Below are 18357 nucleotides of genomic sequence, written 5' to 3' on the forward strand. Positions count from 1 at the left end.
CGCGATTCCCGACGGCGGTTCGGTGACCGTGCTCGGGCTCGGGCCCATCGGTGACATGGCGGCCCGCATCGCCCACCATCTCGGTTACCGCGTCATCGCCGTGGACCGGGTCAGGGAACGGCTGGGCCGTGCTGAAGCGCGTGGCATAACGACCATCGACCTCAGCTCGCTGGACGAGCCGGTGGGCGATGCGGGCCGCCATGTCACCGATGGGCCCGAGCCCGAGCACGGTCACCGAACCGCCGTCGGGAATCGCGGCATAGGCGACGGCCTGCCATGCGGTGGGCAGGACATCCGACAGATAGACGTACCGGGAGTCCGGCGGCCCGTCGGGAACCTTGATGTGGGTGAACTGTGCCTGCGGCACCCGCAGGTATTGCGCCTGGCCGCCGGGGACCTGGCCGTACAGCTCCGAGTAACCGAACAGGGCCGCGCCCATCCCCTGATCTCGGACCTGGGTCGTCTCGCACTGGGTGTAGAGCTGCTCATCGCACATGAAGCAGTGCCCGCACGAGATCTGGAACGGGATGACCACCCGATCCCCCACCGAGAGGTTGCCGACGCCGGACCCGACCTCGCGCACGATGCCCATCGGTTCGTGTCCGAGGATGTCGCCGGGATTCATGAACGCACCGAGCACCTCGTAGAGATGCAGATCCGAACCACAGATGTTGGTCGAGGTCACCTCGATGATCGCGTCGGTCGGCTCTTCGATCTCGGGGTCCGGCACGGTATCGACCCGCACATCCCGCCGGCCGTGCCAGGTAACGGCTTTCACAGCTGTCTCCCCTCAGTCTGGAGTGGCCCTGCCGGTTTGGACGGACCAGGTGCTGGCTACCCCGGCAGATCGGCACCAAACCGGGGCCAGGTCAAGGAGGGTCGAGGAGAATGATCCGGTGACCTCAAGCTGGGACGGATTCGACAGGTTCGCCGGACTCCTCGACTACCCGATGTACGTCGTGACCGTGCAGGACGGGACGCGACGGGCCGGCTGCCTGGTCGGGTTCACCACCCAATCGAGCATCGACCCGCCCCGGTTTCTGGTGGGCTTGTCGAAGAAGAACCACACGCTGACCATCGCGACCTCGGCCGACCACCTCGGGGTGCATCTGCTGGCCCGAGACGACCTGGACCTGGCGCGGTTGTTCGGCGAAGAGACCGGCGACGAGATCGACAAATTCACCCGGTGCCGCTGGCATTCCGGCCCCGCCGAGACGCCGATCCTCGACGCCGCACCGGCCTGGTTCGTCGGGGAGATCCTGGACCGGTTCGATCTCGGCGACCACATCGGATATCTGCTGAAACCCGTTGCGGGACAAGCTCCTGACGACCCACAGCCGTGGATCGAACTGTCCGATGTGACCGACTTCGAGCCCGGGCACGAGGCCTGACGTCAGCGCCAGGCGAAGACCGGCTGCTCGAGTTCGGCGACCGGATCGGGCCGTCCCTCCAGCGCCAGCCAACGCAACTGCAGCAACACCGCGCCGGTGGGCGCATGGATCAGATCGTTGCCCAACGGGATCTGCACCACCGGACGCGGGCTCTCGGGGATGGTGATGAACCGCGGCGAGTCCGCACGCTGGAGTTGATGCAGCCCCACCCGGTAGGCCGCCACCACCTCATCGGGTGAGGGCCGCAGGTCCAGGCGACCACCACCCCAGATCACCACCGGGGTGATGACATATCCCGAACGGGTCGGATAGTCGTCGAGCAGACCCAACACCGCCGAATCGGGCAGGCTCACGCCGACCTCCTCGTCGAGTTCGCGCAGGGCGGCCTCGATCGCGTCTTCCCCCGGATCCAGCCGACCGCCCGGCAACGCCCACTGCGCCGCGTGCGACGACAGCCGAGAAGTCCTACGGCACAACAGGAAAGCCGCCCCACCGGATACGTCGACCATGCGACCGTCCAGCCCGGGCTCCGGCATCGGCCGGCCATCGATCCACTCATCGACCGGAGCGGGGTCCACCCGGTCCTCCCCGAGTTCGGAGTCCACCAGAACCACGGCCACCGCGGCATGGCGTTTCGTCGGGTCGGTGACGGAGCGGCGTCGGTGTCCCGCCAGATGCGTCCCGATCCGGTCCCGCAGCGCGTCGTCGTAGGCGATCGTCACTGCTCGACCATATTCAGCCGGCCGGCTGGTCCGCTTTGCGGGTCTGCTGATACAGCGCGAGCCGCCAGGTTCCCTCGACGCGGTGGTAGACGCTGGACATCGCGCCGACGAACGCCGGCTCGTCTCCGTCGCGGTAGGCCGTGCCGACATAGACCAGGACGGCAGTGTCGTCGTCGAGGGCGATCGCATGCACCCCGCTGATCTCATAGGCGCGCCACGGCGGCGAGGAGGCCAACGCACTGACGACGGTGTTGCGATCCATCACCATGCCGTTGGCCAGCACCATGACAGCGTCGGGAAGCATCAGCTCGCCGTAAAAATCGGCGCCGCTCGACTCGCACAGCGCGTCCCATCCGGCCCGTTCGATGTGCAGGAGTTCATCGAGTAATGGACTGGTCATCGCAGTGCAATACCCGCTGCGCGAGGCCGGTACGCCTGGGCATTGCTGTGAAAAGAGTGGTAAAAGTGGTTAGTGGGTATAGGCAGGCGAGTGGGACGAAGAACTTGCCGGACCGGCATCGCAGTGGTGGCTGCAGCTGCCGCGCTGGGCACACCCGCGCCTCCGGTGGCAACCGCCGCACCGGACTGCCCCGACATCGAAGTGGTCTTCGCCCGCGGCACCGACGAGCCCGCCGGCATCGGCAACGTCGGCAAGGCGTTCGTCGACACGCTGCGCCCCATGGTCAAAGGCTCGACGGTAGGTACCTACGCGGTGCAGTACCCCGCCTCCTGGGATTTCATGAAGGCTGCCGCCGGGGCCACCGACATGAGCAAACGCGTCCAGGCCACCGCGGCGCGCTGCCCCAAGACGAAGATCGTGATGGGCGGCTACTCGCAAGGCGCGGCTGTGGTCGACGTCGTGGCCACCTCACCGATCGCCGGTCTGGGTTACAACGCACCGCTGCCCGCCACCGTCGTCCCCCGGATCGCGTCGGTCGTGGTCTTCGGCAACCCGTCGGCGCGCCTTGGTCAGCCGCTGACCCGGATGAGCCCGGACTTCGGCGCCAGAACCGCGGATCTGTGCAACACCAATGACCCGATCTGTTCGCTCGGCCGGGACTGGAATGCCCACATCACCTATCCGAAAACGGGCCTGATCAAGCTCGCCGCGCAGTGGGTGACGCGTCACGTCAACGCCCCGGCGCCCGCCGCTCGGCGTTGACGCTCACCTCAGGGCGATACTGCCGGTTTCCAACTCGCGCAACGCCGTTCTCAACCCTCGGCGCCGGCCGGTACGCGGATCCACCCCGAAGCTCTCGCGCATGCCGGCCCGCACCCGGAACTTGAGCTCGGAATGCGTTTCCGGGGCATCGTCGACAGTGGCCGTCAACAGCTTGTCCGGCAAGGCCAGTTTCAATATGGTCCAGAACGACTGAAAGTATTGGCGCGGAAGCGATCCGGTGGTGTAGGGCAGGTCGTACTTGTCGCACAACGCCCGCACCTTCCCGCTGATCTCGGCGTAGCGGTTACTCGGCAGGTCGGGAAACAGGTGGTGCTCGATCTGGTAGCACAGATTACCGCTCATGAACGCCATCACCGGGCCCGCGTGGAAGTTCGCCGAGCCGAGCATCTGCCGCAGGTACCACTCCCCCGAGGTCTCGGCGTCGAACTCCTCGCGGGTGAACTTCTCTGCACCATCGGGGAAATGACCACAGAAGATGACGGCGTAGGCCCAGTAGTTTCGGATCAGGTTCGCGACGATGTTGGCCTTCAGCGTGTGTTTCCAGTTCGGCCCGGACAGCGCGGGGAACACCAGATAGTCCTTGCCCGCCTGCTTGCCGACCTTCTTGCCGATCACCCGTAGGTCTTTGCGGACTTCGGCCAGCGATTTCTCACCCTTGCGGTACCTCGTGGTCTCCAGGCCGTGCGCGGCCACACCCCACTCGAACAGTGTGCCGAGCAACAGGTTGTAGATCGGATTACCGATCATCCACCGCTCCCAGCGCTGATCGCGCGTCAGTCGCATGATGCCGTAACCGATGTCGTCGTCCAGTCCGACGACGTTGGTGTACTTGTGGTGGATGAAGTTGTGGGATTTCTTCCAGTGCACACTCGGCGCTGTGGTGTCCCATTCCCACTCCGTGGAGTGAATCTCGGGATCGTTCATCCAGTCCCACTGGCCGTGGATGATGTTGTGCCCGAGCTCCATGTTCTCGATGATCTTCGCGGCGGCGAGCATGCCGATGCCGGCGTACCGGGCGATCCGGTTTCTACTGGCCAGCAACGCCACTCGGCCGCCGGCGGCAAGGACCCGCTGCAGCTGGATGGTGCGCCGGATGTATCGGGCGTCGCGTGCGCCGCGCGACTCCTCGATGTCGGCGCGGATCGCGTCGAGTTCGGCGGCGAGTGCCTCCACATCGGTCTCGGTCAGATGTGCATATTGCTTGATGTCGGTGATGGCCATGTTTCTCCTGGACAGGTCGGCGGTGCTCACACGTTCAGCGTGCAGTTTCCCGAGGCAGTCGAAATGCAGGTGTTGATCCGGTCGCCCGCGCCGTGCTCCTGACCGGACCGGGAGTCGCGGACGTGTCCGGCTTCCAGCGGCAGGACACAGGTCTGGCAGATCCCCATCCGGCAGCCGAACGGCATCTGGATTCCGACCTTCTCCCCCGCTTCCAAAAGCGATGTCGCGCCGTCGATCTCGATGGACTTGTCGGAAATCGCGAAGGTGACGGTGCCACCCTCGCCGCCCCGGTCGGTGCGGGCGATCACGAACCGTTCGGTGTGCAGGTTGTCGACCCGGTCGGCCGCCGTCCAGAGGGACTCGAGGGTGTCGAGCATCTCCGGTGGCCCACAGGCCCAGGTGGGTCGCTCGGTCCAGTCCGGGACGATGTCGGCCAGCGCGGTGCCGAAGTCGAGGTGCCCCTGATCATCGGTGAGGTGCAGGTGCAGCCGGTATCCACTGAGATGCCGCTCCAGACCGCGTAATTCGTCGTGGAAGATCACGCTGTCGGCGGACGGGGCCGAGTGGATGTGCACGATGGCGGGGTTGTGCCCGCGATGCTGAAGAGACCGGAGCATCGCCATGATCGGCGTGATGCCACTGCCTGCCGACACCAGCAGCAGCTTGGCCGGCGGCGGGTCGGGCAGCGCGAAGTCTCCCCGCGGCGAGGCGAGCCGCACAATCGTCCCCGGCTTCACCCCGTTGACCAGGTGGGTGGACAGGAACCCCTCGGGGGTCGCCTTGACCGTGATCGAGATGAGGTCCGCCTTGCGCTGCGGAACCGACGTCAACGAATACGACCGCCAGTGCCAGCGACCGTCGATGTACAGACCGATGCCCACGTACTGGCCTGGTTTGTAGTCACCGGAGAAACCCCAACCGGGTTTGATCGTGACGGTGGCAGAATCCGCTGTCTCCTTGCTGACCGCGACGACCTCTCCACGCAGTTCACGGGCCGACCACAGCGGGTTTAGCAGCTTGAGATAGTCATCCGGCAGCAACGGTGTGGTGGCCCGGGCCACCAGCCCACGCAGCATGTTGACGTTGCGCCCAGACGCCGTCTCGACACCTCGTGCCGGCTTTTCGGTCCAGCGGGTCAATCGTCGTAGGGCCTGGGTCATCGGCATCGACCGGGCCTCGGTCCGAACCGCGAGATTGGTGAACACATGTATGCCGACTACCCACTCGGGCTCAGCTCACACGTCAGCCTCACGTCCGATCAGAACCGGGTAGAGAACGTGGGTCCCCGGTAGCCCCTTCAGCTCGACCTCCCGCGGAGCACCCAGCGCGACGTCATCGAGAGGTCTGACCGCCTCCCCGACCGGCCCGCTGACCAGGATCTCGCCGCCGTCGGCCTGACCGGCGACCCGGGCCGCCATCGCGACGTCCAGCCCGAACAGATCGTCGCCGCGGCGCACCGAAGTACCCATGTGCACCCCGATCCGCACCCGGATCGCCTCCCAGCGCTGCGGATTCTCGGCGAGCGCACGCTGGACATCCGTGGCGAACCGCACCGCGTTCTCCGGATCGGCGAACGCGATCATGAACCCGTCACCCTGGGTCTTGACGACGTGACCGCCGTGCTTGTCCACCTGGGACTGCACCAGCTTGTTGTGCTTCTCCAGCAGCTTCACCCAGGCCCGGTCGCCCATCGCCGCGTTGTATTCGGTCGAGCTCTCGATGTCGGAGAAAACGATGACGACGCGCCCGTCGGCGGTCAGCCGCGCCAGATCCGGGCGTTCGACCTGGGCCCAACCGGCCAGATCCTCGATGGAGTTGCGCACCGTCGCGCCCAGCCCCTTGTTGATCAGCATGTCCGCGGTCTGGAAGACGGTCTTGATCGCCAATGGCGCGACACCGCGACGCCGTCTGCGCTTGCGGTCCTCATCCTCGGCCTGCATGCGCTCGATCTGGCGGCGGGCCGTCGTCAACTGCCGTCGGCTCACGAGGAACAGCACCAGGAACGTGACGAACGCCGCGAAGAGCAGGATGACGATGCCCAACAACACGGCCTCGGTGGTGGTCGGTGTCGGCACCCATTGATTATCGCCGTGATCGTTCAGATGCCCGCAGGCGACTACCAGCCAGGGCAGTTCGGATAGCGACGCAGCGCTCGCGTTGGTAACGCTGTGGCGGCCCAACAGCCTGTTTTCCGCCACAGCGTTACGAACGTGGACCGTGCCCGGGGATCGGCGCGGTGAACCAACTGGCACGCTGGTCATCAATATGACCACTCCGCTGCTCGACGATCCGAACGACCTCTCGGCACTACAGGCCAAGGGCGGCGACGCCGACGCGCTGTTCACCGACTTCGCCGCCTGGGCCGAGGCCAACGGCACCACGCTGTACCCGGCGCAGGAGGAGGCGCTGATCGAACTGGTCAGCGGAGCGAACGTGATCCTCGCGACGCCGACCGGATCGGGCAAGTCGCTGGTGGCCACCGGGGCGATCTATGCGGCACTCGCCGCGGACCGCGTCAGTTTCTACACCGCCCCGATCAAGGCGTTGGTCAGCGAAAAGTTCTTCGCGCTGTGCAATGTGTTCGGGGCCGACAACGTCGGCATGCTCACCGGGGACGCATCGGTGAACGCCGACGCCCCGATCATCGCCTGCACCGCCGAGATCCTGGCCAACCTGGCTTTGCGCGAGGGCGCCGATGCTGACATCGGCCTGGTGGTGATGGACGAGTTCCACTTCTATGGCGACCCGGACCGCGGCTGGGCCTGGCAGGTACCGCTGCTGGAACTGCCCAAGGCCCAGTTCCTGCTGATGTCGGCGACCCTCGGCGATGTCACGTTCCTACGCGAGGACCTGACCCGCCGCACCGGACGGCCCACGGCGTTGGTGGCCGGCGCGCAGCGGCCCGTCCCGCTGTTCTTCTCCTACGCCACCACCGCCATGCACGAGACGATCGCCGACCTGCTTCAGACCAAGCAGGCGCCGATCTACGTCGTGCACTTCACCCAGGCTTCGGCGCTGGAGCGGGCGCAGGCACTGATGAGCGTCAACGTCTGCACCAAAGAGGAGAAGGCTGCGATCGCCGAGATGATCGGTGCGTTCCGCTTCTCGACGACCTTCGGGGCCACGCTGTCGCGGCTGGTGCGCCACGGCATCGGCGTCCACCACGCCGGCATGCTGCCCAAATACCGCCGCCTGGTGGAACAGTTGGCCCAGGCCGGGCTGCTCAAGGTGATCTGCGGCACCGACACGCTCGGTGTGGGCATCAACGTGCCGATCCGCACCGTGGTGTTCTCGGCGCTGTCCAAGTACGACGGGACCCGGATGCGGCTGCTCAATGCCCGCGAGTTCCATCAGATCGCCGGGCGGGCCGGCCGGGCCGGCTACGACACCGCAGGCACCGTCGTGGTGCAGGCCCCCGACCACGAGGTAGAGAACCTCAAGCAGTTCGCCAAAGTGGCCGACGATCCGAAGAAACGCCGAAAACTGGTGCGCCGCAAGGCTCCTGAGGGCATGGTGCCGTGGGGAGAGAACACCATGAGCCGGTTGATGGACGCTGCGCCGGAGGCGTTGACCAGCAACATGCGGGTGTCCACCGCGATGATCCTCGACGTGGTGGACCGTCCCGGCGACCCGTTCGAGGCGATGCGCCGACTGCTCACCGACAACCACGAACCGCGCAAGCGTCAGCTGAAGCACATCCGAGAGGCCGTCGGCATCGCCCGGTCCTTGTTACAGGCCGGCGTGGTGGAACGACTCGACGAACCCGAGGCCGATGGTCGCCGCTACCGGCTGACCGTCGACCTGCCGCCGGATTTCGCACTCAACCAACCACTGTCGACGTTCGCGCTGGCCGCGGTGGACGTGCTGGACCCCGAGTCGGAAACTTATGCGCTGGATGTGGTTTCGGTGATCGAGGCGACGTTGGAAGACCCCCGCCAGATCCTGGCCGCGCAGCTGAACAAGGCCAGGGGCGAAGCGGTCGCCGAGATGAAGGCCGAGGGCATCGAGTACGACGAACGCATCGAACTGCTCGACGAGGTCACCTATCCCAAGCCGCTGGCCGAACTGCTCGAACACACCTACGAGGTCTACCGGCAGACCAATCCGTGGGCCGCCGACGGGCATCTGTCGCCCAAGTCGGTGGTGCGTGAGATGTGGGAACGGGCGTTGACCTTCCGCGAATACATCAGCCTCTACGGCCTGACCCGCTCCGAAGGCGCGGTGCTGCGCTACCTGTCCGATGCGTTCAAGGCGCTGCGCTCGGGTGTGCCGACGGCGGCCCGCACCGAGCAACTGGCCGACATCGTCGAGTGGCTCGGCGAATTGGTGCGCCAGGTGGATTCGAGCCTGCTCGACGAGTGGGAACAACTCACCAGTCCCGATCAACCGCACGACATTCCGGTCGCGGTGCCGGCCCGGCCACGTCCGCTCACCGGCAACGAGCGGGCCTTCACCGCAATGGTGCGCAATGCGTTGTTCCGGCGGGTGGAGCTGTTCGCCCGGGCCCGCTGGGACGAGCTGGGCGCGCTGGACAATGGGTCCGGTTGGACGGCCGATCGCTGGGCCGACGTGGGCGAGGACTATTTCGACGAGCATGCCGAGGTGGGCACCGGAGCCGACGCGCGCGGGCCGGCGTTGCTGATCTTCGACCGGCAACCGCAGGTGTGGCGGGTACGACAGATCCTCGATGATCCGGCCGGAGATCACGATTGGGGATTCGACGTGGAGGTGGACCTGGCCGCGAGCGACGAAGAGGGGGCCGCGGTGCTGCGTATCGTCGACGCCGGACGGATGGGATGAGCAAAGGAACCGTGGAGCACGTGCCAGCTGACGATCACGACGTCGAAGTGCAGTCCGAACAGAGCTATGTCGACGGGCTCTACAGCCGCCTGGATGCCGAACGCATCCGGGTCCGCGACCGCTACCGCGCGGCGTTGCGCGAGCACGGCGGGACCGCGGTGGAACGCGACGCCGAGGTGCGGGCCCTGGCCAAGGAAGCCAACCGGCTCGACGTGGCCGACAACGGCCTGTGCTTCGGCCGGCTGGAAACCGTTGACGGAGAACATCTCTACGTCGGACGCCTGGGAATCTTCGATCGCGAGAACGACTTCGAGCCGCTGCTGCTGGACTGGCGGGCGCCGCTGGCGCGGCCGTTCTACACCGCAACCGGCGCCCACCCCGAAAACATGCGGCGGCGGCGCCAGTTCCGCACCCTGGGCCGGCGGCTGCTGGATTTCACCGACGAGGTGCTGGGCCGGCCCACCGCTGGCGACGAAGGTGACGAGGACGCCGCACTGCTGGCCGCGGTGAACGCCCCCCGTGGTGAAGGCATGCGCGACATCGTGGCCACGATCCAGGCCGAGCAGGACGAGATCATCCGCAACGAGCACACCGGGGTGCTGGTGGTCGAGGGCGGCCCCGGCACCGGCAAGACCGTGGTGGCGCTGCACCGGGTGGCCTATCTGCTCTACACCCACCGGGAGCGGATCGAACGCCACGGCGTGCTCGTGGTCGGTCCCAACGAGGCGTTCCTGCACCACATCGGCCGGGTGCTGCCGTCGCTGGGCGAGTCTGATGCGGTGTTCATGACCCCCGGCGACCTGGCGCCCGGACTGCACGTCACCGCCGAGGACGCACCCGAGGTCGCCGCGATCAAGGGATCACTCAAGATCCTCGACGTGCTGGCCGCCGCGGTGGCCGACCGCCAGGAGGTTCCCGACGAGCCGATCTACATCGAACTGCCCGACGTCACGGTGCGCATCGACGCCGAAACCGCGCAGTGGGCCATCGAAGAGGCCCGCGAAACCGGGCTGCCGCACAACGAAGCTCGGCCCACGTTCCGCGACATCGTCACCTACGTCCTGACCGAACGCGCCGTCGCCCGCATCGGCAAGGGCTGGTTGACCCGCGCCGACAAGGCAGCCTGGGAGGAGCTGCGGGCCAGCGTGGTCGGCGAGCTCGACGAGAACGCCGCATTCGCCGCGGCTCTCGACCGGTTGTGGCCCGTGCTGACGCCGCAGACGCTGCTCGGCCCGCTGTACTCGTCGCCCGAACGGTTGTCCGCGGCCGGCGCCGATCCTCGCCTGTTCCGTGCCGACGGCGAAGCCTGGACCATCTCGGATGTGCCCCTGCTCGACGAGCTGGTGGACCTGCTGGGCCGGGACAAGGCTGGCGAGGAAGCCGCCGAACGCGAGCGGCGCGAAGAGGCCGCCTATGCCGCCGGGGTGCTGGATCTGATGATCGCCCGTGAAGATCTGATGGACGACGAGGACCATCTTCTGGCCAGCGACCTGATCGACGCCGAGGACCTGGCCGACCGGTTCTCCGAACGCGACACCCGCGAACTCGCCGAACGTGCTGCGGCCGACCGGGACTGGACCTACGGTCATGTGGTGGTCGACGAAGCCCAGGAACTGTCCGAGATGGACTGGCGGGTGCTGATGCGTCGTTGCCCGCGCCGGTCCTTCACGATCGTCGGCGATCTGGCCCAGCGCCGCTCCGCGGCCGGTGCCCGCGCGTGGGCCGACATGCTGGAGCCGTACGTGCCGGGCCGGTGGATCTACCGGACGCTGTCGGTCAACTACCGCACGCCGGCCGAGATCATGGCCGTGGCCGGTGCAGTGTTGGCCGAGTTCGCCCCGGGCGTCACACCGCCGGAGTCGGTGCGGGCCTGCGGCGTAGCGCCGTGGTCGCGAAAACTCGGCAGCGAGGAGATGCCCGCGGCCATCGCCGACTTCGTCCGCGATGAAGCCGAGCGCGACGGGACGTCCGTGGTGATCGGGCCACCCGAGGTGCCCGGTGCGGTGGCCCCGTCCGACACCAAAGGCCTGGAGTTCGACGCGGTGCTCGTGGTGGAGCCCGACCGCATCCTGGCCGATGGTGACCGGGGCGCGGCCGAGCTGTACGTCGCGCTCACCCGGGCCACCCAGCGCCTCGGCGTGCTGCACTCCGAACCGCTGCCCGCTGCCCTGAACGGACTCGTCGATGCCTGACACCACCTGCGCGATCGTCGGCGGCGGGCCCGCGGGCATGATGCTCGGGCTCATCCTGGCCCGGTGCGGGGTCGCGGTCACCGTGCTGGAGAAACACGCGGACTTCCTGCGCGATTTCCGCGGGGACACAGTGCATCCGAGCACCATGCGGATGCTCGACGAGCTGGGGCTGTTCGCCGAGTTCAGCAAGATCGGCTACAGCAAGGTCCAGAAGGCCGAGTTCTCGGTCGACGGCCGACCGCCGGTGACACTCCTCGACTTCAGCCGGCTGCGCCAACCCCACCCGTACGTGGCGATGGTGCCGCAGTGGGACTTCCTGGATCTGTTGGCCGACGCGGGCCGCGACGATCCCAACTTCACCCTGCGGATGCAGACCGAGGTCACCGGACTGGTGCGTGACGGCGAACGGGTTACCGGTGTGCGCTACACCAGCCCCGAGGGAGACGGCGAGCTGACCGCCGACCTCACCGTGGCGTGTGACGGGCGTTGGTCACTGGCGCGGCGCGAGGCCGGACTGATACCCCGGGACTATCCGGTGCCCTTCGACGTGTGGTGGTTTCGGCTGCCGCGCACCGAGGATGGTCAGTACTCGCTGATCCCCCGCACCGCCCCCGGACGGGCGTTGATCATGATTCCCCGCACCGGTTACTTCCAGGTGGCCTATTTGATCCCGAAGGGCAGCGATGGACAGCTGCGGGCGCGAGGCCTCGACGCCTTCCACACCGAACTCGCCGAGCTGATCCCCGAGGCCGATCCGCACGCCGTCACGTCGTTGGACGACGTCAAGCACCTCGATGTTCGGCTCAATCGCCTGTCGCAGTGGTACCGCGACGGCCTGCTGTGCATCGGCGATGCCGCCCACGCCATGTCGCCGGTCGGCGGTGTCGGCATCAACGTCGCCATCCAGGACGCCGCCGCGGCGGCACGCCTGCTGTACCAGCCGCTGCGCGAGCACCGGGTCACCGAATCGGACCTGGCCGCCGTGCAACGGCGCCGTCTGCTTCCGACCGTCGTCACCCAAGGGTTCCAACGCATCCTGCATCGTCAGGTGATGCAGCCGGTGATGGCCGGCGGCGAGATCGCCCCGCCCGAACTGCTGCTCACGCTGGTGCGCCGGTTCCCCCAACTCACGACGATCCCGGCCTACCTGGTGGGCACCGGGGTGCGCCCAGAGCACGTCGCCGGTCCGGCCCGACGATAGGTCCCGCGTGGGAGGCAGACAGAATCCGGAGCAACGCCGACGTGAATTGTGTGATGCGGCAATCACTCTGCTGGCCCGTGAGGGAATCAAAGGTGTCACGCATCTGAAGGTGGACCGCAGGGCCGGGGTGCCCGATGGAACCACGTCGTTCTACTTCCGGACCAGTGCGGCGCTGGTGCGTGCCGTGGCCAACCGGATCGCCGACCTGGATCTGGCCGACCTCACCGCGGCGACCCGAACGAGAATCCACGACGACCCGTCCTCGGCGGCCGCCCGCCTGGCCCGGCTGGTCGTCCAATCCGGCGTCGGGCAACGTCTGGTCCGCAGCAAGGCCCGCTACGAGCTCGTCATGCCGGCCAGCCGCGATACCGACCTGGCGCAGGCGTTCAGCCACAACCAGCAACGGTTCTTCGAACTGCACCGTGATGTGGTGCTCGCCCTGTGTCCGGCCGACACCGAAGCGCACCTCATCGACGAAAAAGCCTATGCCCTGTTGACTTTCATCAGCGGGTTGATGCTGGCCCTGGCCCGCGGAGACCGGGCGATCAACTCCGCCGAACAACTGCAGACCATCATCACCTCGATCGTCGCCTCGGTTCCGGCCGCCTCACATCGCGAAGGAGTAGCCGCCGTTGACCGGTAGCGTCTGGCCGGTGATCCAGGAACCGTGGTCACTGGCCAGCAGCACCGCCAGATAGGCGACATCCTCGGGCAGACCGGGCCTGCGGATCGGATAGCGCGACAGGATGGCCTTGGCCTGCGGGGAGTCGGCCATCTCGGCCCACAACGGTTCGGTCAGCGGGGTACGCATGGTGCCCAGGGCGATGTTGTTCGCGGTGATGCCGTAGCGCCCGTTCTCCAGGGCGATCGAACGGGTCAGACCCGCGGCGCCGGCCTTGGCCGCCGCATACACCGCGCCGCTGGCGTCACCGGTGCGTCCGGCGTCCGAGACGATCGTCACCACCCGGCCCCACTGGCGCTCGACCATCGCCGGCAGCACCGCACGGGTGCAATGCAACACGCCGTAGAGATTCACCCGCAGGAACGGATCCCAGTCGCTCGGAGCGCTTTCGGCGAACGGCATCCGGGAGGCGAATCCCTCGGCTCCGGCGTTGCCCGCGTTGTTCACCAAGATGTCGACGGACCCGGCCGCGCTGATCGCCTGGGCAACTCCTTCATAGTCGGTGACGTCGAACGGCACCGCCACTGCATCCCTTCCGGCGGACCGTAATTCGTCCGCAACGGCCTGGGCCCGATCCTCGCGCAGATCGTTGACCAACACCGTGGCGCCGGCGGCACCGAATGCCTCGGCCAGGCCCCGACCCACGCCCTGGCCGGCACCGGTGATCAACACCCGCCGTGCTGACAGATCGAATTGCAGCGTCATATCGGCGATGTCTCCTCTGACTCGGCGTTTCGGACAACCCGGCGTTTGAGACAACGTAGCCCAGGTCTCTACATCAGTAGAGACCTGGGGCCCATCGGCAGACCTTCATGGCTTGGTGGCCAGCGCGTGTCGTTGTTGTTCGCGCTTGCCGTACGTCGCGCTGCGTACCGCATAGTCGCTTTCGAAGCTCGAACCCAGCGCGCCGGCGAAGGTGCCCAGCGAACTGGCCAACCAGGCCAACTCCGCGTAATCGCGCAGCGCTGCCGGATGGCCGAGGGTAGACGCCAGGTACCCGGTCGGGATGATCGTGAGGGCGCCGAACAGGATCGCCAGGAAGAGCAGCACGTACATGAACGCGACGCCGACGCTCAGGGTCAGCAGCGTCGCACCGTTGTACAACGCCGCGTTCTTTCGTTCGTTGAGATCGCCCGCCGTCTCCCACAGGCCGTTGTCGACGATCAACCACAACATCATCGCCAGAACCGCGACGACGCTGGTAGACGCCAGCCGGACAGTGCTCATCGCATCCGCCATCTGCCAGATGCTGGAGTAGAAGACGCCGAACGCGGCCGTCGCGATCGCCGCCGCGATCGCACTGGACAGCGAGGGCAGTAACCGCCACGGCCTGTTCACTCGGACCATGCCCAGCATCAGCCGCAGCCGGCCACGGTTCGGCGTCAACTCCAGGAAGGCATTTCGGCCGTCGTGATCGTCGGTGACTTCAGCCCGGGTCAGCCGCCAGGGTTCGACGGTCCGCTGCTGTTCACGGGCGGGATTCCACAACACCTTCAGCACCCCCACGACGGACTTGCCGACATGGTGACGCAACCGGACCGGACCCAGCGCCGGCAGTGAGATCAGCGCGGCATCGTGGGAGATGTTGGTGTCGGACACCACCAGCGTGTCGCCGCGCCGCCTGGTGGCCTCCGTGACGCAGACGAGCAGATCCCAATGCCGTTGGGATTTCAATTCGTCGCTGTGCTTCCACACCGCGACATTCCCGGCCTCGTCGAGGGGCAACGCCAGGCTGCAGACCTCCACGATCCATCGAACCTCGGAGCTGACGTGCTCGCCCAACGCCGCAGGCAAGTCCGGGCTCAGCGCTTGCACGATCTTGGTGGCCAGACCCGGATCGGCCACCAGGCCCACGGTGAGCTCCTGCACCGTAGCCATATACCCACAGTTTCGGTGTTGGCTCAGATAATCTCCGGGCATGAGCGATCACGACGTCCGCATGATCATCTTGTCGACCGACGATCTCGACGAGTCGATCCGGTTCTACAGCGAAACCCTCGGCATGCCACTGAAGTTCCGCGACGGTGCCCACTTCGCCGCGCTGGACGGGGGATCACTCACGCTCGCGCTGGCCACCTCCGTCGACCACCCCATCCCGGGCCAGGTCGTCGTCGGCATCAAGACCGCCGACGTGGATGGTGCGGCCAAGGCCATCGAGGCCAGCGGTGGCGGAATCATCAAGCATCCCTACGACGATGCCCATGAGCGCCGCGCGGTGGTCTACGACAACAAAGGCAACGGCCTGGTGTTCTACAGCCCGCTGGCTCGCTAACCGCTCGGAAGCCCGCTGGCTCGCTAACCGCTCGGAAGCCCGCTGGCGCGTTGAAGCGTCAGCCGACGTCCGCCGCCTCGAGCAGAGTTTCGGCCAACCGGGCCGCGGCCGGGGTCATCCGCTCGGCCGGCGGTGCGGCCAGGTAGACCTGCCACACCGCCGCGTCATGAAGGGCGACCGTTCGTAACTCGCCGAACCGCCGCGCCTCCGAGGCCGGCATGAACGTCGTGCCCAGGCCGTTGCCGACGAGTTCGGCGATCACCGCGAACCCGGCCGGCACCTCGTACTGCGTTCGGGGGGCCACCCCGGCCCGGTGGAAAGCGTCGTCCATCAGGCCCCGCAGACCGAACTCGGGTGGGAACCCGACCAGATCCTCGTCGGCCAGATCGACCAGATCGAGACGACGCCTCCGAGCCAGCGGATGATCGTCGCGGCAGACGAACACCATCTTCTCCTCGAACAACAGCCGCATGTCGAGCCCGGCGGGGAACCGGTTGGGCAGCGACACCAGCGCCAGGTCCAGCGAACCTTCCAGAAGTGCCGACAGATAGGCCGAGGCGCCGGACTGGCTGAGCCGCAAGCGCAACCGTACGAACGGGTGGGCCCGGTGAAACTCCCCGAGCGCCCGGGCTACATCGACCGGTCCGTAGGAGATCAGCGACCCGAATTCGACGGTGCCCATGAGAGCTCCGCGGAACTGCCCGGTCGATTCGGCTGCGGCGCGGGCCGCATGCAACACCTCGTGGGCGCGCGGCCGGAAGGCCTCCCCCGCGGCGGTGAGGCTGATCCGTTGCCGCGACCGGTCGAACAGGGCCACCCCGAGCTCACGCTCCAGCTTGGCGATCGACGCCGACAATGCCGACTGCACCACGTGTGCCCGCTCGGCGGCACGGGTGAAGCTCATCTCACCGGCCACCGCGAGGAAGTGTTCGAGCTGACGTAACTCCATGTTCCGAACTTATCGATTTGATGGATGGGAGTCATCAGATTCGATCGTTGGACTTGATGTACGCCCGCAACGTGAAATGGACCGATGGTGACAGCTTTGAGTAGAAGGCATTTCGGCTTCCTGACGGCGGCCGCCGCCGGGGCGGCGACCCTGGCGGCCTGTGGCGGTGCCCCGACACCGACGCCGCCGTCCGGACCGCCCGCCAAGCCGGCGCACACCATGAACCCGGTCAAGCAGATCGACGCCGGCGAGCTGAACGTGGGTTACACCGACGCCGGCCCAGCCGACGGACAACCGGTGATCCTGTTGCACGGCTGGCCCTACGACATCCACAGTTACGCCGATGTCTCGGCACTGCTGGCCGACCGGGGCTTCCGGGTGATCGTGCCCTATCTGCGCGGGTTCGGCTCGACCCGGTTCCGGTCGGCCGACACCGTACGCAACGGTCAGCAGGCGGCACAGGCGCACGACGTGATTGCGCTGATGGATGCCCTCGACATCCGCCAGGCCGTGCTCGGCGGATACGACTGGGGCGGGCGGACCGCCAACAACGTCGCTGCGCTGTGGCCGCAGCGGTGCGCCGGTCTGGTCGCGGTCAGCGGCTACATCACCGTCAACTTGGCCGCCAACCTCAAACCACTGCCGCCGGAGGCCGAGCTGGGTTGGTGGTACCAGTACTACTTCGCCACCCCGCGCGGCGAACTCGGCTACCGGCAGAACACCACGGAATTCAACCGGCTGATCTGGGAGAAGGCCTCGCCGCTCTGGCATTTCGACGACGCCACCTATGACCTGTCCGCCGCGGCGTTCGACAACCCCGACCACGTCGACATCGTGGTGCACAACTACCGGTGGCGGCTCAGCCTGGCTCCCGGTGAGCCCCGCTTCGACGCCGACGAGGCGCGGCTGGCGGCCAAACCAGCCGTCACCGTGCCCACGATCACGATCGGGTCGGACTTCGATGGCGCCGCCAAGGACGGTGCGGGCTACCGCGCGCTGTACACCGGCCCCTACGAACACCGCATCTTCGACGGCATCGGCCACAACGTGCCGCAAGAAGCACCCGAGCAGTTCGCCACCGCCGTCACCGACGTCAGCCGGATGGGCGGGCGCTGATCTCCGGGCACGTGCTTCTGCGGCACTGTGACGACCGTGCAGGTTCTCGGGCTCTCCCGCGATCCTCACGCCGAAAACCTACACAGTCGTCATAACAGCTCAGGTGGTGTACATCGACAGGTGGACGTACACCTCATCGGTCGCCCGCTCGTCGACGATGACCTCGCGGGTCACCGACTGACCCTCTTTGTTGGTGACTCGGTCCTGGGCATATAGCGGATTCGGCGCCTCGGAGAGCTCCGGCCCTCCGATCACCCGAATCGTTCGTGGGATCTTCGAGGCCTGCGGCTGGTGGCCGAATTGGGATAGAAATCTCGGCAATTCCGCAGTGCTGGTGCGGAATGCCAAGCGGTAGCGTGTATCACGACCCGCATCGGTGTCAACGGCCAACACCTCGGCCGTCGGTGGGAGATTCACGTCGCCGAATTCTGTGGCGGTCTCAGCGGAGGCCTGCATACCTTGTCCTCTGTCCTTGGTAGCGTCGTGCGACGTTGAACACGCTGCCAACAACACGGCACCCAGCAGCCACACAACCAGCGCAATGCGTCTCTTGCCGATCATCTGGGGGCCCCGTCATAGGCCGATACCGAGGAAGCCCCGGCAATGTCGAATTCCCTTGCCACGCCTG

Annotated in this window: 18 protein-coding genes; 8 read left to right on the plus strand and 10 right to left on the minus strand. The window is 66.9% G+C overall.

Annotated elements, in window-relative coordinates:
* On the minus strand, nucleotides 1-778 hold a 778-nt coding region (locus A5740_RS03130; RefSeq protein ID WP_254849060.1), incomplete at its 3' end, for an alcohol dehydrogenase catalytic domain-containing protein.
* A 172-nt stretch (nucleotides 779-950) separates the two neighbouring features.
* Between A5740_RS03130 and A5740_RS03135 the strand changes: the two genes are divergently transcribed.
* On the plus strand, nucleotides 951-1391 hold the full coding sequence (locus A5740_RS03135; RefSeq protein ID WP_083653921.1) for a flavin reductase family protein: 441 nt from the start codon (nucleotides 951-953) through the stop codon (nucleotides 1389-1391).
* A gap of 2 nt (nucleotides 1392-1393) precedes the next feature.
* Here the strand turns inward: A5740_RS03135 and A5740_RS03140 are convergent, their stop codons facing one another.
* Both A5740_RS03140 and A5740_RS03145 read right to left on the minus strand, forming a co-directional pair.
* A complete protein-coding gene (locus tag A5740_RS03140; protein WP_076191432.1) occupies nucleotides 1394-2113 on the minus strand; it encodes a CoA pyrophosphatase in 720 nt (239 codons plus the stop codon).
* Nucleotides 2114-2126: 13 nt separating this feature from the next.
* Nucleotides 2127-2513: a nuclear transport factor 2 family protein gene (locus tag A5740_RS03145; RefSeq protein WP_076191433.1), complete on the minus strand. Its 387-nt coding sequence runs from the start codon at nucleotides 2511-2513 to the stop codon at nucleotides 2127-2129.
* A 126-nt stretch (nucleotides 2514-2639) separates the two neighbouring features.
* On the opposite strand from A5740_RS03145, the gene A5740_RS03150 reads away from it, so the two are divergent.
* A complete protein-coding gene (locus tag A5740_RS03150; RefSeq protein WP_371454708.1) occupies nucleotides 2640-3275 on the plus strand; it encodes a cutinase family protein in 636 nt (211 codons plus the stop codon).
* 3 nt (nucleotides 3276-3278) lie between these two features.
* Here A5740_RS03150 and A5740_RS03155 read toward each other — a convergent pair whose 3' ends face one another.
* From A5740_RS03155 to A5740_RS03165, 3 genes are all read right to left on the minus strand, one after another.
* Nucleotides 3279-4517 carry an acyl-CoA desaturase gene (locus A5740_RS03155; protein WP_076191478.1) on the minus strand — a complete coding sequence of 413 codons (1239 nt, stop codon included), beginning with the start codon at nucleotides 4515-4517 and terminating at the stop codon, nucleotides 3279-3281.
* Nucleotides 4518-4543: 26 nt separating this feature from the next.
* On the minus strand, nucleotides 4544-5677 hold the full coding sequence (locus tag A5740_RS03160; RefSeq protein WP_371454709.1) for a ferredoxin reductase: 1134 nt from the start codon (nucleotides 5675-5677) through the stop codon (nucleotides 4544-4546).
* A gap of 75 nt (nucleotides 5678-5752) precedes the next feature.
* Nucleotides 5753-6592 carry an adenylate/guanylate cyclase domain-containing protein gene (locus A5740_RS03165; protein ID WP_254849061.1) on the minus strand — a complete coding sequence of 280 codons (840 nt, stop codon included), beginning with the start codon at nucleotides 6590-6592 and terminating at the stop codon, nucleotides 5753-5755.
* A 190-nt stretch (nucleotides 6593-6782) separates the two neighbouring features.
* On the opposite strand from A5740_RS03165, the gene A5740_RS03170 reads away from it, so the two are divergent.
* The 4 genes from A5740_RS03170 to A5740_RS03185 are packed head-to-tail and all read left to right on the plus strand — an operon-like array spanning nucleotide 6783 to nucleotide 13353.
* The gene (locus A5740_RS03170) at nucleotides 6783-9317 is read left to right on the plus strand and encodes an RNA helicase (RefSeq protein ID WP_076191435.1); all 2535 of its coding nucleotides are present in this window, start codon (nucleotides 6783-6785) and stop codon (nucleotides 9315-9317) included.
* A gap of 20 nt (nucleotides 9318-9337) precedes the next feature.
* Entirely contained in the window at nucleotides 9338-11509 is a 2172-nt protein-coding gene (gene helR / locus A5740_RS03175; RefSeq protein WP_139334902.1) for an RNA polymerase recycling motor ATPase HelR, read from the plus strand.
* Nucleotides 11502-12710 carry an FAD-dependent oxidoreductase gene (locus tag A5740_RS03180; RefSeq protein ID WP_076191438.1) on the plus strand — a complete coding sequence of 403 codons (1209 nt, stop codon included), beginning with the start codon at nucleotides 11502-11504 and terminating at the stop codon, nucleotides 12708-12710. Before helR ends, A5740_RS03180 begins: the two co-directional genes overlap by 8 nt.
* A gap of 7 nt (nucleotides 12711-12717) precedes the next feature.
* Complete coding sequence (locus tag A5740_RS03185) at nucleotides 12718-13353, plus strand: TetR/AcrR family transcriptional regulator (protein WP_076191439.1); 636 nt, start codon at nucleotides 12718-12720, stop codon at nucleotides 13351-13353.
* On the opposite strand, the gene A5740_RS03190 is transcribed toward A5740_RS03185, so the two are convergent.
* The gene (locus A5740_RS03190) at nucleotides 13318-14097 is read right to left on the minus strand and encodes an SDR family NAD(P)-dependent oxidoreductase (protein ID WP_076191441.1); all 780 of its coding nucleotides are present in this window, start codon (nucleotides 14095-14097) and stop codon (nucleotides 13318-13320) included. The two genes, A5740_RS03185 and A5740_RS03190, sit on opposite strands and share 36 nt — an antisense overlap.
* A gap of 105 nt (nucleotides 14098-14202) precedes the next feature.
* Nucleotides 14203-15270: a hypothetical protein gene (locus tag A5740_RS03195; protein WP_076191443.1), complete on the minus strand. Its 1068-nt coding sequence runs from the start codon at nucleotides 15268-15270 to the stop codon at nucleotides 14203-14205.
* Nucleotides 15271-15310: 40 nt separating this feature from the next.
* Between A5740_RS03195 and A5740_RS03200 the strand changes: the two genes are divergently transcribed.
* On the plus strand, nucleotides 15311-15664 hold the full coding sequence (locus A5740_RS03200; RefSeq protein ID WP_029109183.1) for a VOC family protein: 354 nt from the start codon (nucleotides 15311-15313) through the stop codon (nucleotides 15662-15664).
* A gap of 58 nt (nucleotides 15665-15722) precedes the next feature.
* Here the strand turns inward: A5740_RS03200 and A5740_RS03205 are convergent, their stop codons facing one another.
* The gene (locus A5740_RS03205; RefSeq protein ID WP_076191445.1) at nucleotides 15723-16613 is read right to left on the minus strand and encodes a LysR family transcriptional regulator; all 891 of its coding nucleotides are present in this window, start codon (nucleotides 16611-16613) and stop codon (nucleotides 15723-15725) included.
* Between the two features lie 84 nt (nucleotides 16614-16697).
* Between A5740_RS03205 and A5740_RS03210 the strand changes: the two genes are divergently transcribed.
* Nucleotides 16698-17729, plus strand: coding sequence for an alpha/beta fold hydrolase (locus tag A5740_RS03210; protein ID WP_076191446.1), 1032 nt, complete (start codon nucleotides 16698-16700; stop codon nucleotides 17727-17729).
* A gap of 99 nt (nucleotides 17730-17828) precedes the next feature.
* Here the strand turns inward: A5740_RS03210 and A5740_RS03215 are convergent, their stop codons facing one another.
* Nucleotides 17829-18185, minus strand: a complete 357-nt coding sequence (locus A5740_RS03215) for a hypothetical protein (protein ID WP_254849062.1) — start codon at nucleotides 18183-18185, stop codon at nucleotides 17829-17831.
* Between the last annotated feature and the right edge of the window lie 172 nt (nucleotides 18186-18357).

It is taken from the genome of Mycobacterium sp. GA-1841 (assembly GCF_001954135.1).
Taxonomy (GTDB): domain Bacteria; phylum Actinomycetota; class Actinomycetes; order Mycobacteriales; family Mycobacteriaceae; genus Mycobacterium.